At 61.6% G+C, this 14,106-nt stretch carries 14 protein-coding genes and 2 pseudogenes; 7 read left to right on the top strand and 9 right to left on the bottom strand.

What is annotated here, in order from left to right:
• Window positions 1-8: 8 nt before the first annotated feature.
• Window positions 9-848, top strand: a complete 840-nt coding sequence (locus GGQ66_RS17705) for an alpha/beta hydrolase family protein (protein ID WP_183794082.1) — start codon at window positions 9-11, stop codon at window positions 846-848.
• Between the two features lie 31 nt (window positions 849-879).
• Here the strand turns inward: GGQ66_RS17705 and GGQ66_RS17710 are convergent, their stop codons facing one another.
• From GGQ66_RS17710 to GGQ66_RS17720, 3 genes are all read right to left on the bottom strand, one after another.
• Window positions 880-1,770, bottom strand: a complete 891-nt coding sequence (locus GGQ66_RS17710; RefSeq protein WP_183794083.1) for a sucrase ferredoxin — start codon at window positions 1,768-1,770, stop codon at window positions 880-882.
• Between the two features lie 9 nt (window positions 1,771-1,779).
• Window positions 1,780-2,742 (bottom strand): GntR family transcriptional regulator, encoded by a 963-nt coding sequence (locus GGQ66_RS17715; RefSeq protein WP_237358976.1) that lies wholly within the window; start codon window positions 2,740-2,742, stop codon window positions 1,780-1,782.
• A gap of 185 nt (window positions 2,743-2,927) precedes the next feature.
• Window positions 2,928-3,986 (bottom strand): NAD-dependent epimerase/dehydratase family protein, encoded by a 1,059-nt coding sequence (locus GGQ66_RS17720; RefSeq protein WP_183794084.1) that lies wholly within the window; start codon window positions 3,984-3,986, stop codon window positions 2,928-2,930.
• Window positions 3,987-4,206: 220 nt separating this feature from the next.
• On the opposite strand from GGQ66_RS17720, the gene GGQ66_RS17725 reads away from it, so the two are divergent.
• From GGQ66_RS17725 to GGQ66_RS17745, 6 genes and pseudogenes are all read left to right on the top strand, one after another.
• Window positions 4,207-4,986, top strand: a complete 780-nt coding sequence (locus GGQ66_RS17725; RefSeq protein WP_183794085.1) for a glycosyltransferase family 2 protein — start codon at window positions 4,207-4,209, stop codon at window positions 4,984-4,986.
• Window positions 4,986-5,273: pseudogene (locus GGQ66_RS23125) on the top strand (lipid-A-disaccharide synthase N-terminal domain-containing protein); the annotation flags it as partial. The gene GGQ66_RS17725 and the pseudogene GGQ66_RS23125, both read left to right, overlap by 1 nt.
• A 78-nt stretch (window positions 5,274-5,351) precedes the next feature.
• The gene (locus GGQ66_RS17730) at window positions 5,352-6,725 is read left to right on the top strand and encodes an ArnT family glycosyltransferase (protein WP_370686387.1); all 1,374 of its coding nucleotides are present in this window, start codon (window positions 5,352-5,354) and stop codon (window positions 6,723-6,725) included.
• Window positions 6,726-6,735: 10 nt separating this feature from the next.
• Entirely contained in the window at window positions 6,736-8,412 is a 1,677-nt protein-coding gene (locus GGQ66_RS17735) for an ArnT family glycosyltransferase (protein ID WP_183794088.1), read from the top strand.
• 96 nt (window positions 8,413-8,508) lie between these two features.
• The gene (locus tag GGQ66_RS17740; RefSeq protein WP_183794090.1) at window positions 8,509-9,369 is read left to right on the top strand and encodes a phosphatase PAP2 family protein; all 861 of its coding nucleotides are present in this window, start codon (window positions 8,509-8,511) and stop codon (window positions 9,367-9,369) included.
• 142 nt (window positions 9,370-9,511) lie between these two features.
• A pseudogene (locus tag GGQ66_RS17745) lies at window positions 9,512-9,893 on the top strand (ABC transporter substrate-binding protein); the annotation flags it as partial.
• A 58-nt stretch (window positions 9,894-9,951) separates the two neighbouring features.
• Here GGQ66_RS17745 and GGQ66_RS23325 read toward each other — a convergent pair.
• The 6 genes from GGQ66_RS23325 to GGQ66_RS17775 all read right to left on the bottom strand — a co-directional run bounded on the left by GGQ66_RS23325 (window position 9,952) and on the right by GGQ66_RS17775 (window position 14,098).
• Window positions 9,952-10,068, bottom strand: coding sequence for a hypothetical protein (locus GGQ66_RS23325; protein ID WP_370686383.1), 117 nt, complete (start codon window positions 10,066-10,068; stop codon window positions 9,952-9,954).
• 245 nt (window positions 10,069-10,313) lie between these two features.
• Window positions 10,314-11,075 (bottom strand): amino acid ABC transporter ATP-binding protein, encoded by a 762-nt coding sequence (locus GGQ66_RS17755; RefSeq protein ID WP_183794092.1) that lies wholly within the window; start codon window positions 11,073-11,075, stop codon window positions 10,314-10,316.
• A gap of 13 nt (window positions 11,076-11,088) precedes the next feature.
• Window positions 11,089-11,796 carry an amino acid ABC transporter permease gene (locus tag GGQ66_RS17760; RefSeq protein WP_183794094.1) on the bottom strand — a complete coding sequence of 236 codons (708 nt, stop codon included), beginning with the start codon at window positions 11,794-11,796 and terminating at the stop codon, window positions 11,089-11,091.
• A 128-nt stretch (window positions 11,797-11,924) separates the two neighbouring features.
• Complete coding sequence (locus GGQ66_RS17765; RefSeq protein ID WP_183794096.1) at window positions 11,925-12,761, bottom strand: ABC transporter substrate-binding protein; 837 nt, start codon at window positions 12,759-12,761, stop codon at window positions 11,925-11,927.
• Window positions 12,762-12,852: 91 nt separating this feature from the next.
• Entirely contained in the window at window positions 12,853-13,146 is a 294-nt protein-coding gene (locus GGQ66_RS17770; protein ID WP_183794098.1) for a DUF4286 family protein, read from the bottom strand.
• Window positions 13,147-13,156: 10 nt separating this feature from the next.
• On the bottom strand, window positions 13,157-14,098 hold the full coding sequence (locus GGQ66_RS17775; protein WP_237358977.1) for a dihydrodipicolinate synthase family protein: 942 nt from the start codon (window positions 14,096-14,098) through the stop codon (window positions 13,157-13,159).
• Between the last annotated feature and the right edge of the window lie 8 nt (window positions 14,099-14,106).

The raw sequence follows: 14,106 nt of genomic DNA on the forward strand, positions 1-14,106 counted from the left end.
GACCGATCATGTCCGCAAACCCGAACGTCGCCCCCCTGAACTTCTATCGCAGAGGCCGGACACCGCTTTTCGCCTCACGCATGGACCAGCGCTTTTCCTGGTGCTGCTACATTCCAACCGGTTACGATGCACACGCCGAAACGGTTCATCCGCTCGCCGTGCTGGTCCATGGCAGCCTGAGGGATGCCGACATCCTGCGGGATGAGTTCATCGACTTCGCCGAAGCGCATCAATGCGTTCTTCTCGCGCCGCTTTTCCCCGCCGGCATCGATGATGCGGAAGACCTGCACAACTACAAACACATGATTTACCATGGCATTCGCTACGATCTCATCCTGCTCGACATGATCGACGAACTGGCCACGCGTTACCGGGTCCACGGCGACCGGGTTCTGATGCACGGCTTTTCCGGCGGCGCGCAATTCGCACATCGCTTTCTCTACCTGCATCCCGCGCGCCTGCGTGCCGTTTCCATCGGCGCGCCCGGCACGGTCACCCTGCCGGATGATCGCCGCGACTGGTGGGTTGGTGTGAAGGGCATGGAGGAAATCTTCCGCCAGCCCTTCGACATTGAAGCCATGCGCCGTGTGGCCGTGCAACTTGTCATCGGTGATGCAGACATCGAAACCTGGGACGTGACAGTGGGCCCGCAATCCGCCTTCTGGATGGAAGGCATCAACGACAGTGGTGAAACCCGTGTGGAACGCCTGCGCACGCTGGAAGCTGGGCTGAAAGCCATCGGTCTCGCACCACGCTTCGATACCGTGCCCGGCGTCAGCCATGATGGCACCGGCATTCAGGGTCCGGTCAAGGCGTTCTTCTCGGCGGTTCTTGCCGGCAAAGTCTGAGCGGCCCTGCAATCCCTATCGCTGACCGGGGTCATTGCGTTTCCCGACTGTCAACGACAACGGCGGTGGCGATCCAGCGCATCACCTGCGCGGGATCGCCACCGCTTTCGATCGTCGTGCAGCGCGTATTCACCGCAAAGGCGCTTTGCTCGACCGTTACCGTGAGACGGTGACCTCCAACCGCTAAAGCATACGCCAGGCTATTCTCCCTCGACGGAGGTTCCGCAACGTCGCGGAAAGACACCTCGCCGGAAACGCCGTTTTGTGCGGCCCAGGACAAGGCCGCGTGTTCAGCCGCCTGCCGAGGCGCATCGAGTAGCGGATTACCGCGATAGGCGGGAAGATAGGCGACACCCGCGCCGACACAGTCCAGAAAATCCTCCACTTCGAACGGTTCGAGCCTGCCGTAACGGGCCCGTTGCGGCAGAACCAGCAACGACGCCGCAAAGCGGCAACCGCCGAGATGGGTCGATTGCAGGATGCGGAAACGGTCCGGATCGGCCGCTTGCCGAAGCGCCTTCCAGGTCGCGAAGCCATAACGAGCGCAGCAGGGGTCCTGCTTGGCATCAGTGCAGCAAATGATGGTCACGCGTTCATCACGCTCTCCGTCCAGCCGCCCGCCATCCGCAATGTGCAAAAGCAGGCTTTCCGCCTGTTCGGCCGTCACCGATCGCCGGATGATACCTTCATGGGTGAAGCCGATGTGGTCACCGTCCACAAGGGCAACATGGATGCCGGCCGCATTGGCCGTCTGGATGGCCTTGCCCAGAAAGTCGGGCATGAGATGGGAGCGGAAGCGCGGGACGCGCCAGTGGGCGCGCGGCCAGTGCAGCAGTACATAGCTGCGTGACGACGGTCCAAGCCCGGCGACCGGTTCTCCGCGCGCAAGGCAGAGGTCACGGCAGAAGCGACGTTCGGCCATGCCCCACCCTCAGTCGCCGGGAACGAACGGTTCGACCTCCCGTTTGACGGGAGAGCGGCTCAGGTGGCGGAACAGGATGGCCGAGGCCAGCTTGCGGTCGTCTTCCCGCAGCGCCTCAAGAATGGCGATATGATCTCTCGCGGCCTTTCGCACCCCCGCTTCGCTCAGTTCGGCAAACTCCGCATATTCCGTCATGCGGCGAAGGCTGTTCTGCCGGCGAATGGACTGAACGAGAAAACGATTGTGGGACCAGGAGACGACGGTTTCATGGAATCTGGCATTGGCCTCGAACCAGGCCGATCCCTCAATCGTATCCAGTGCCGCGTTGATGAGCGCGGTCTGTTCCCTGAGCAAGGCATCAAGTTCGTCCGCGTTCACGCGAAACGTGTCTTCCATCACCGCGCCACATTCGATGATCGCCCGAAACGCATAGCTTTCGTTGACAGCTTGCCGGTTGTCGAGGCATTCCGCGAAGCGCCAGCCGTGACCGTCACGCCGTTCCGCCAGCCCCTCCGCAGCAAGGCGCATCAGCGCGCGACGCACCACCCCGCGCGAGCAACCGAAATGCTCCAGAAGCTCGGTTTCGGAGACGTCGCTGTGGATCAGGCCATTGGCGCGCGCGTACATGATCTGGTGGTACAATCTGTCGATTTCGGAAGGCGGCAGAAGCTCGGACGGACTTTTGTCCGGGATCGGTTGGCGCGCCAACGTAAAGCCGCGGTTTTCAGTCTGGGCGACAACACCCTTTTCGGCCAGAAACTGAAGAACCTGACGGATCGGCGTTCTGGAAATGCCCAGCTCGCGCGCGAGCGCCGCGTCGGATATCTTGTCACCAACATCCCACCGCCCCGAGCAGATCGCCGGGATAAGTTTATGCGCGATCTCAACCTGCAGGGAACTCAGGCTACTGATATCAAACTCGCCATCGTAAGGCCGCAGCGTATCGTTTTTGGTGGCCTCATCGTGACTCAATCGAGCCTCCCGATCCAAGAATGAATTATTGGATCAAATAGTACACAATTAAGCCATCATGCAACGACCGATTTGATTTTCACTCCAAGATCGACCCAATCGCGATGCGTTCCATCCCCTCAGACCAGCGCAAAGTGGAACCCGAGAGGCAGCCGTAAAATCTGGCTCCGTTGCGAAAAGTCTCTTCACGATCCGACGCCGGACACCCGGTCGCCGCCAGGAAGGCGCACGGCGCGTTCATGTCTCCAGTTCACATACCATGAGACGAATGCCCGGACACCTTCCTCGACGGGAATGGCAGGTGTGAAGCCCGTCAATGCGCGCAGGAGATCAGGGCTGGCGAAGGTTCGCGGCACATCGCCCTTCTGCATCGGCAGGTAATTGCGGATCGCCTCACGGCCGGTGGCCGTCTCGATGGTCTCGACAAAGCGAATGAGTTCGACTGGATTGCCGCCACCGATGTTGACGGAGCGGAACGGCGCATGGGTCGACAGCGTATCGACCACGCCGTTCGCGTGCACCCGGTTCGCCTCGGCCGGTGGTATATCGGCCAGCCGGACGATGGCTTCGATCAGATCGTCGACATAGGTGAAATCGCGGCTCATCCTTCCCTGACCGTAGATGTCGATCGGGCGTCCCTCCAGCAGCGCTTCGGTAAACTTGAACAGCGCCATGTCGGGTCGTCCCCAGGGACCGTAGACCGTGAAAAAGCGGAAGGCCGTGGTGGGTATCCTGTGGAGATGGGCATAGGAATGCGCCATCAGTTCCATACCCTTCTTGGAGGCGGCATAGAGCGTCAGGGGTTCGTCGGCCATGTCGCGCTCGGCAAACGGTACCTTGTCGCCGGCACCGTAGATCGAAGAACTGGAGGCAAGAAGCAGGTGCCTGGGCCTGATCCGCCGTGCCAGTTCCAGCACCGTCCACGAACCGACGAGATTGGACGAGACATAGGCACCCGGATTTTCGAGACTGTAGCGCACGCCGGCCTGGGCAGCCAGATGAACGATCACGTCGGGCGGGTTCAGGGCGGCGGCCCGCTCCAGGCCCGCCTCATCCTCCAGCATGCCGACAACCGGCCTGAAGGCCTCGAACTGCGCGAGAATTTCGTGGCGCTTTTCCTTCAGGGCAACGTCATAATAAGGCGTGAAGCCATCATATCCGGTCACAGCATGCCCGTTCCGAAGCAATCGCAGCGCCAGATGAAAGCCGATGAAGCCCGCTGAGCCCGTGATGAAATAGCGCATGATAGGTTCGCAATCGTCTCTTTTTGAACGATAAATCGTCAAAAGAGCGTCGCCGCGGCCAAGGACTGCGCCCTTCTCGATTGCGACACCTGTGACGCGTTTCGGCGACGGTTTGATGACACGGGAACCAACACGTTGTTCCGGCTGCCGCCACCCTGTCATCAAACCATAGCAAAGCGTCCCCATAACGCGTGGATCGTGTTTCAGAAGGTCATTATCCATGCCTCAGCGTCCCGCTGGCGAAGCGCTCCCCTTCGTTCGCATTTCCGTCGTTGTTCCCGCCCGCAACGAAGCGGAGAACATCATCCCGCTGGTGACCAGTATCGATGCCGCCATGGCCGGCACCGCTCCTTTCGAAATCATCGTGGTGGACGACAGTTCCACGGACGATTCCGTTGCCCGCCTGACGCAGGCCACACAGGCCATGCCGCGTCTCCGGCTCATTCGCCATGGCGCGCGCGGCGGTCAGAGCGCGGCAGTCCACACCGGTGCGCTGGCAGCGCGCGGCGACATCATCTGCACGCTCGATGGCGACGGCCAGAACCCGCCGGAGGAGTTGCCGAAGCTGGCCGCACCGCTCATCGCCGACAATACGGGCCGCATCGGCCTTGTCGCGGGCCAGCGCGTCAACCGGCAGGACACACTGTCGAAGAAGCTTGCCTCACGTTTTGCCAACGGGTTGCGCGCGCGCATTCTGAACGACAATACCCGCGACACCGGGTGCGGGTTGAAGGCCTTCCGGCGCGACGCCTTCCTGCGGCTCCCCTATTTCGATCACATGCATCGCTATCTGCCCGCCCTCTTTGCGCGGGATGGATGGGGTATCGTGCATGTCGATGTCGGCCATCGTCCGCGCACCGCCGGCCGCTCCAACTATTCCAACCTGCAACGCGGCCTGGTGGGCATCGTCGATCTCGCCGGTGTCGCCTGGTTGCTGGCCCGGCGCAAGAAGGCAAGGGAACTGGACGCTGGCATCGAAGGGCACATGGAACCCCGGTAATGGCCTCGCTTCTCGCCTTCTTTCATGTCTCCACCCAGGCCGAACTTTTCTGGGTCGTCTTTGGCTTTCTGGCGCAATTGCTGTTCACGGGGCGTTTTCTCATCCAGTGGCTGGCCTCGGAAAAGGCCCGCCAATCGGTGGTGCCGGTCGCCTTCTGGTATTTCTCGATGCTGGGCGGCGTCATGCTGCTGGCCTATGCCGTGCATCGCAGCGATCCCGTCTTCATTCTGGGGCAGGCGCTCGGCGTCTTCATCTATGCCCGCAATCTCTGGCTCATTCACCGGGAATGGCTGGCCTCGAACGTCCGTTTCACCGCGCTGACGGGCAAGAGCCAATCGGCCGGCTGGTTTCTGCCGGCGCTGCTTCTGGTGGTTGTCATTACCCTGCTGCGCTGGCTGGTGCTGGCCTTCAACCGGACGGATCTTTTCGTCGACGAGACGCAATACTGGCTCTGGGGCCAGAATTTCGAACTGGGCTATTATTCCAAGCCGCCGATGATTGCCTGGATCATCGGCACCGTGACCGGTCTCGTCGGCAGCGATACGCCCGTTTGGGTGCGCATGCCGGGAGCCGCCCTCCACGGCATCACCGCGCTCATTCTCGGTGCGCTCGCCAACCGCCTGCACGGTCCCCGCACGGCGCTCTGGGTCGTGGCCGCCTATCTGACGTTGCCCGCCGTCGGCTTCGGCAGCATCATGTTCACGACCGATACGGTGATGGCGCCCTTCTTCGCGGCGGCGCTGCTGTTCCACCGCCGTCTCCTCGACAACGGCCGGATCGGGGATGCACTTCTGACCGGGCTGATGGCCGGCCTCGCCTGCCTTTCGAAATATGCCGGCGTCTATTTCCTGATCGGCGTCGCCATCGCCGCACTGTGGCGCAGGGACATGCGCCTTTCATGGCGGAATGCAGCGGCCATGCTGGGCGCCGCCATCGTCACGCTTGCTCCCAATCTCGTCTGGGTCGTGCTCAACGGCAGCGTCACCTTTTCCCACACCGCCGATAACATTGGCTGGGTTCGCAAATCCTCGATGTTCGAGGGTCTCAATCTTATCGGCGCACTGGAATTCGTTGCCGCGCAATTCGCCGTCGTGGGGCCGCTGCTGTTCGCCGTTCTCATCGCCACGCTTGCCCGGCGGCGCGACGGGCTCGTGGCCTTCACCCTTCCGGTCCTCGTCATCGTTATCGTTCAGGCGATCATGAACGAGGCGCTCGCGAACTGGGCGGCCAGCGCCTATCTCGCCGGCACGATCGTTGCCGTCGCCGCGCTGGAAACACGCCCGAAACTGCGGCAAGCGGCCATCGGCACCAATGCCGCGCTCTGTATCGCGCTTGGCCTCATCACGGTTCTGCCGATCCCCGGTCTGGATGGTCAGCCGCTTCTCCGGCGCTTCATGGGACGCGAAGCCTTCAGCCTTCAGGTAATCGATGAAGCCCGCCGCGAAGGAGCCCTTGCGGTCATCGCCGAAAACCGCAGCATTCTGGCCGACCTCTTTTATACCGGCCGCGATACAGGGCTCCATTTCTATTCCGTTCCGCCCACGGGGCGGTCCATGAACCATTATCAGATGCAGTACGCCCTGCCGGCCGATACTGCGGGGCCGGTGCTTTGGGTTACGTCCGGCACGGTTCCGCCCTGTGCCGGCGAAGGCCGCACACTCGACACCGACGGCGGCGCCTATGCCCGCCGGATTATCAAGGCCTATCGCACGGATGCGGCCTGCGTTGTCACCCGCTGAGAACATGCCAATGACGCTGGACCGCGCCGCGCCCACCCCTTCCAAGCCGGCAGAACCCTCGCGGAGGCTGGCCATCGCGCTCCTCGTTGTCGTCAGCCTGCTTTCCTTCCTGCCCGGCCTCTTCACCATTCCGCCGGTTGACCGCGACGAAGCCCGCTTCGCACAGGCCACCCGGCAGATGGTAGAGAGCGGCGATTACATCACCCCACGACTGGGCGAGGAACCGCGCTACAAGAAACCGATCGGCATCTACTGGTTGCAGGCCGGCGTCGTGGTCACCGCCGGGCCGGCGCGGGTTGCAGAGATCGGCTATTACCGCCTGCCCTCCCTGGTCGCGGCGGTGTTTTCGGTCGTCGTCACCTATCTGATCGGTCTGTCGCTGTTTGGTCCTTCGGCCGCCCTCACCGGCGCGATCCTGCTCGCCGCAGCGCCGCTCCTTGGCTTCGAGGCGCATCTGGCCAAGACGGATGCGGTGAACATGCTGGCCGCCCTGCTCTGCCAGCTCGTTCTGGTTCGGCTTTACATGAACCGCACGCAAGACCCGCCCCGCTTCACGCCGGCGCTGCTGTTCTGGGGCGCCATGGGAGCCGGCATTCTGGTGAAGGGGCCGATCGTGCCGATGCTGTCGGGCCTGACGGTGCTGACCCTCATCTTTATCGACCGGAAGGCCGCGTGGTTGCGGGGCCTGCGGCCCGGCCTCGGCATTCCGCTGATGCTCCTCGTCGTGCTGCCCTGGCTTATCGCCGTGCTCGTGCATTCCGGCGGGGATTTCTTCCGCGAATCCATCGGTCACGATCTTCTTGGCAAGGTATCCACCGGGCAGGAATCCCACGGCAAACCACCCGGCTGGCACCTCCTCACGGGCTTGCTCACCTATTGGCCGGGCAGTTTCGTCGTCATCGCCGCCACCCCCTGGGTGTGGCGGAACCGTGGGGATGCAGCAGTGCGTTTCTGCCTGGCATGGCTGGCACCCTTCTGGATTGCCTTCGAACTGGTCGTTACCAAGCTGCCGCACTACACCCTGCCGGCGGCACCGGCGGCCTTTCTCATGGCGGGTGCGGCTATCGCGGCAACGGCACCCGTCTTTGCAAAGGGCTGGCGACGCTTTGTCCTTGGTCTTGCCGCCGGGTTGGGTCTGCTTCTGGCGCTGGCCTTACCCTTTGCCTTCCATTGGTATCAATCCGCCTTGCCACCCTTCGCGGCCTTTGCCATCGCCGCGCTCATTCTGGTCGCGGGTGGTCTTGCCCTTCACCAGCTTATCGGGGAAAAGACCCTCGCCGCCCTCGGTCTGCTGGCGGCCGAAGCCATCATGGCGCAGGCGCTGCTTTTCGGCCTGCTGATGCCACAAGCCGACCGGTTCTGGATTGCGCCCCGCGCTGCCGAAACACTGAAGCAGCTTGCCATCTGCCCATCGCCCCGCATTTTCATCGCCGGCATGAACGAGGCGAGCATGCTGTTTGCGCTCGGCAAGGACATCACCTTCGGCGATGGCGCTGCGGCCGCCACGTTCCTCGACGCGCCGGATTGCCGGATCGCGCTGCTGGAGACGCGGCAGAAACCCGCATTTCAGTCCAACCTTGCCGCTTTGGGCAAAGAACCGCCGGAAGCGCGCGCAAGCATAGACGGTTTCAACCTCGGTTCCGGCAAGTGGATCACCCTTGAGGTCGTGACCAATATCCCGCATTGAAAACCGATAGAAATCAGCACTTGTCAGCTTTGCTTCACACGGACGTCATTGATCCGCTCTTTAGTTGCGCGAACAATGACGGGGCAGAGACAGTGCATGAAACGGATATCGCAGTCATGGAATTGGTATCGCGATAGCTGGCAGCATAAGCCGCTTTTCAATATCTTCATCGCAACCTTCGCCCTGTCCGCCTTCTTCATCATGATGCCCATGCTGGATATCTGGTTCAGCGAACTCTTCTATGTCGAAGGCGAGGGATTTCCGGCCCGCAAAGTCGAACTCTTGCTCACCATCCGCGCCATCGGCCAGTATTTTCCAATCGCCTTCGCCATCGTCATTCTGGTGGCCATCATCCTCAAGCTGATCTACCCCAGCCGTCGCTGCCTGTTCCCCGCGCGGTTCACGGTCTATTTCGGCAGTCTGTTTCTTCTGGGCCCCGGCCTTCTCGTCAACGGCATCCTGAAACCGCTGTGGGACAGGCCGCGCCCGGTGAACACGATCGATTTCGGCGGCGTCCTGCCCTTCGTACAGGCCTGGACGATGGGCGGCGGCTTCTTTGCGAACCGCTCCTTCGTCTCGGGCGAGACGGCGGGGGTCATCTGTCTGCTGCCGCTTGCATTTTTCGTCGCAAAGGAGTGGCGACGCAGCGTCATGGGGCTTCTGCTGGCCTTTGCCGTCATCATCTCCGTCAACCGTATCGCCTTCGGTGCGCATTACCTTTCCGATGTGCTGATCTCGGCGGGCCTGATGTTCGCGCTCTCCGTCGGCCTCTGGCAGTTGATCTTCAACGAGGCCTCCTGCGCCATCAGCGAAGAAATCCTTGAAGCAAGGTTGAGCAGGGCCGGCTACAGCCTGCATGGCAGGATCCGCCGGTTGAAGGCCGCGTTCGTCCGAACCGGTCACAGCGCATGGGCATGGCTCGGCACGGCAAGACCCGGCAGCACGCACAAGGCGTAGAAAGCCCGCCCGCCAAGACCTCGGCGGGCAGCCTGCCTGTGTAGATTTCGGTTTCATGACAAAACTGGAAAATGAAGGTCGCGCCGCTTCACACCGGTGACATTCGCCCGCCCTAAGAGTGTCCGCAATCAAGCCAGCAGGCCGCAACACCATCAAGAATGTCGGCGACAAGTTCGACCTGCGCACCGCCAAGATCCCGCTCATCGATCCTGTCAACGGCAAGCTGCCGACCGGCGGCAACGCCGTCGTCGTTCCCGGCACCGGCTCTGTGCCGAACAACGAACTGGCCGCCAAATCGCCGGATTATCTCCGCAATTTCTACAAGGAAAACCCGCTCTTCCTCACCGGTCTCTCACAGATGGACCGTATGATCCCGTGGTATTCCTTCCCCCGGTTCGAACGGCGTGAAGGTCACCCAGACCATCGTCGAGAACCTCTCGCGCATCGTCGAGCAGAAGGCCGGCGCCAACGAAGCGCTGGATGACGCCGCAGCCGAAGTGAAGAAGCTTTTGCCGCGCAAGTAAGGGCCCAGGAGCCGCCGTGTTTGAGGGGCGTTTTCGAGCGCCCCTTTTCGCGTAATCGTCACGCGTGATCGCCAGCGGACCCTTCCGCCATGCCCGGCGCATAGCCCATTTCCGCCGCCGCACGGCGAACGCGCCGGGCCGTTTCCGCACTGACCGGCCCCTTGCCGTTGATCACGCGGCTTGCCGTACTGATCGAGCAGCCCCCGCCCGGGCCGCGATTTTTTCAAGTGTGACCGTGGTTTGCATCGACTTCGCCATGATGAAGGCCGCCTGCGATCGCAAGACCGCACAAGGCCCGCACATCATGCCGGTCGATTATGACTGTCGTGCAAAACCGACGACGGGGATCTTCACCTTGCGACCCGCAACCCGTTTTGCAGGCACTGGAATTGTCACAAGACTGCCTCCTTCGACACAGGATCAGTGGATGATCTGATCAAGGAAGTGGCGCGCACGCTCGGTCTGCGGCGCGGTAAAGAAGGCTTCCGGCTTCGCCTGCTCTATAATGCGGCCCTTGTCCATGAACACGATCCGGTCCGCAACTTCTCTGGCAAAGCCCATTTCGTGGGTGACACACAGCATGGTCATGCCTTCATTGGCGAGACCCTTCATGGTTTCGAGCACTTCCTTGACCATTTCCGGGTCGAGCGCCGAAGTCGGCTCGTCGAACAGCATGATTTTTGGCTGCATGCACAGCGCACGGGCAATCGCCACGCGCTGCTGCTGGCCACCGGAAAGCTGGATCGGGAACTTTTTGGCTTGATCAGCGATGCGGACCTTTTCCAGAAGCGCCATGGCGCGATCTTCGGCCTCCCGGCGTCCAAGGCCATGGGCCGACATTGGCGCGAGGATACAGTTTTCGAGAATGGTCATATGCGGGAAGAGATTGAAGCTCTGGAACACCATGCCCGTCTCACGCCGAACGAGATCAACCGATTTCGGCTCGGGCTTCAGTTCGAAGCCGTTGACATAGATAAGACCTTCATCGTGCCGCTCGATGTGGTTGATGCAACGAATGAGCGTCGACTTGCCGGAGCCGGAGGGGCCGCAGACGACGATGCGTTCGCCTTTTGCGACCCTGAGATCGACTTCGGACAAGGCGGCGAAATCGCCGAAGCGCTTGTAGACGGCTTCCATGCGCACTGCGGACGTTTCGGAAGCGGTAGCAGACTGGCTGGTCATGACGGGCGGCCTTTCAAGATGGGCGGCGACGGGCAAGGACGGTCTTGGCGTCCCGGGCTACAGAGCGTTCGAAGTGGCGCTCAAGCCGTTGCTGGAAGAGATCCCAAATCGAGACCAGGAGCAGATAATAGACGGTCGCTGCGGCATAGACTTCGAGGATCTGGAAATGTTCCTGCATCAGCATGTCACTGCGCCGCATGATTTCCTCGACCGAAATGACCGAGGCGAGCGAGGTTGCCTTGAGCAGCGAATTCACCGAATTACCGAAGGGAGGGATCATCAGACGGAAGGCCTGCGGCAGGGTCACACGCCAGAAGATGGTCGTCTTCGGGATGGACAGCGCCCAGGCGGCTTCGCGCTGACCGCGCGGCACGGCCATGAAGCCGCTGCGAATGATTTCGGCGAGGTAGGCGGCCTCATGGAGGATGAGGCCGATCAGAGCCGAGCCGATTACACCGAACTTGATACCGAGTTGAGGCAGGCCGGTATAGATCACCACGAGCTGGATCAGCAGCGGCGTGCCGCGAAAGAACCAGACATAGACTCTGGCAAAAACAGAGAGCGGACGATTGGCCGACATGCGCATCAGGGCGATGATCATGCCGAGGACAAGACCGCCAACCACCCCGGCCACTGTCAAACCGACCGTGACGACCACGCCTCCGAGCAGGAAGTGATTGAAGAGATAGTCGAAAAAAGCGGCGGGATCGAAGTAGCGCACGTCTTGTCTCCTGGAACGGCCCGGACATCGGCATCAAGCACGCCACCCGAGGAAAACCGTGTAAAATAAGTTGGTCGGAGCGACCCCACCATTTTAGAGAAAATGGGGTCGCTCCGGATCGCCATCGATCAGGTCGGGCCGGGGCCGGCGATTTCGAGCGCCTGGTCGGCCTTCAGCGCGGTCAGGCCGAACTTGTCGAACAGAGCCTGATAGCTGCCGTCGGCACGCATGTCGTTCAGCGCCTTGACCACAGCGTCAGCCACGGCCTTGTTACGGAAGGCCATGGTGGTGCGGGCGGCGCCAAGTTCGGTCAGCGCTTCCTTGACCTTCCCCTTGGAAACGAGGTCGCGGGCAACGCTGTCCACCAGAAGGGCGTTGTCGGCCTGACCGGCGAGAAGGGCTGCGATCACGTTGGTCGCGGTCGGGAAGGTGCGGATCTCAACGGCCTTGCCGCCCTTGGCAACGGCTTCGTCGGAGAACTTCTTCATCCAGTTCATCTGGTAGGAACTGACTTCTACGGCCGAGGTCTTGCCAAGCAGTTCCTCGGGCTTGGTATAGGTTTCCTTGCTGCCGGGTGCGACGACGACCGAAACCGACTGGCGGGCGTAAGGGACCGTATACATCAGCTTGGACCGCTCTTCGGTCCAGAACATGCCGGTGTTCAGACCATCGATACGCCCGGCATTCATGGCGGGGATCATCGCCGGAAAGTCCATGCGAACGAGTTCGATGGTCAGACACAGGCGCTTGGAAAGTTCGTCGGCCAGTTCGACATTGAGGCCCTGAAGTTTCCCGTCCTTGTCGATGAACTGCTGCGGCGGGTTGGTCGGGTTGATCGAAAGCTGCAGCTTGCCCTTCTCGATCAGGTTGTCATCGCTGACGGCCGGCGTACAGGCGGCATGCGCAGCGATCGGCGCGAGGAAAAGGGCGGCGACGGCGCTCGCCCGAAGCAGGGATGTCATCATGTTCTCATCTCCGGAGTTGTGAAACCTTGAATTCACGTTTTCTTGTTCTTGGGCCGCCTTGGGGAGCCGAAGCGCGTTGCACCCGTTGCACCTAGCCGATCTGGCGAAGCTGTATACGCGTGAAATTCTTGACATAAGGCTCGAAAGGACCAAAGCCCTTTACCTGCTGAAATTCGGGGGTCTCAAAGGCCCATTGACCGGCCACCTGATACATCGCGGCGTAACGCGGGCCATCGCCCAACGATACGAAGCGCCTGGCTGAAAGCCAGCCTGGACAAGCAAGCAGATCCGGGAAATGCTTTTCGACATACCACGCGTTGAAGGCTTCCTCGTGTTCCGGGTCGATATCGACCCGGACGATATGGGTGAAAGCTTCGTCCTGCATGATGGCCTCCTTACGACAGGCGAATGTCGCCGGCCTTCAGCGCGGCAGCGACGACGTTAGCGATATTGGCGGCGACGGCGTCTTCGGTGGGCATCATCGGCAGGCGCGGCGAAGCGTTGCGAATGATGCCAAGCGCCTTCAGGCCGGTCTTCATGCGGGTGTGCATGTCGATGAGCGGGGCCGGGCCGTAGATGGCTCGCACGATCGGATAGAGCCGGTCGTTGACAGCGCGCATGGCGGCAAGATCACCGGCAGCGCCTGCCTGGCAGAGTTCCACGAAGAGATGCGGTGCAAGACTGCCCAGACCAGACAGGATACCATCGGCACCAACCGCCATTTGCGGCAGAAACCAGTTGTAGTTGGACGCGAGGATCGCGACATGCGGGCTTTGCTTCTTCACCGCGCGCCAGTTCTCGTCATAGGCCAGCATCGTGTCGCTGCCTTCCTTGACGGCAATCACGCCCTTGATCGCCGCAAGCTCGCAGAGCGTCTCGGTTGAATAACCGTAACCGGAAGTAACCGGATACTGGAAAAGCGAAACCGGGATGCCGATGGCTTCCGACACGGCACGGACATAGGTGACCGGCGCGCGCGCGGTGGCCGAAGCTCCACCACCAAGCGGGCCAGGTGGGAAGAGCACGGCACAATCGGCACCGGCTTCCTCGGCCATCCTGGCTTCGGCAATGGCCTCAACCGTCGAGGTGGCGATGATGCCTGCAAGGACAGGCTTGTTCGGGATGTGGACGCGGGTGCGCTCGATTACCTGACGGCGTTCCTCGGCGACAAGAAGACCGCCTTCGCCGGCATGGCCATTGACGAGAACCGCCGTCACGCCATCCGGCGCAACGCAATAATCGAGCACGCGAGCATAGTCGTCCCAATCGATCGAGAAATCGTCGCGATAGGGCAGAAGTGTGGCAACCGTCAGGCCCTTCAGGTCGGGAGTTTTCATCATCTTCC

The sequence above is a fragment of the Allorhizobium borbori genome, from assembly GCF_014196535.1.
In the GTDB taxonomy this organism is placed as follows: Bacteria; Pseudomonadota; Alphaproteobacteria; order Rhizobiales; family Rhizobiaceae; genus Ectorhizobium; species Ectorhizobium borbori.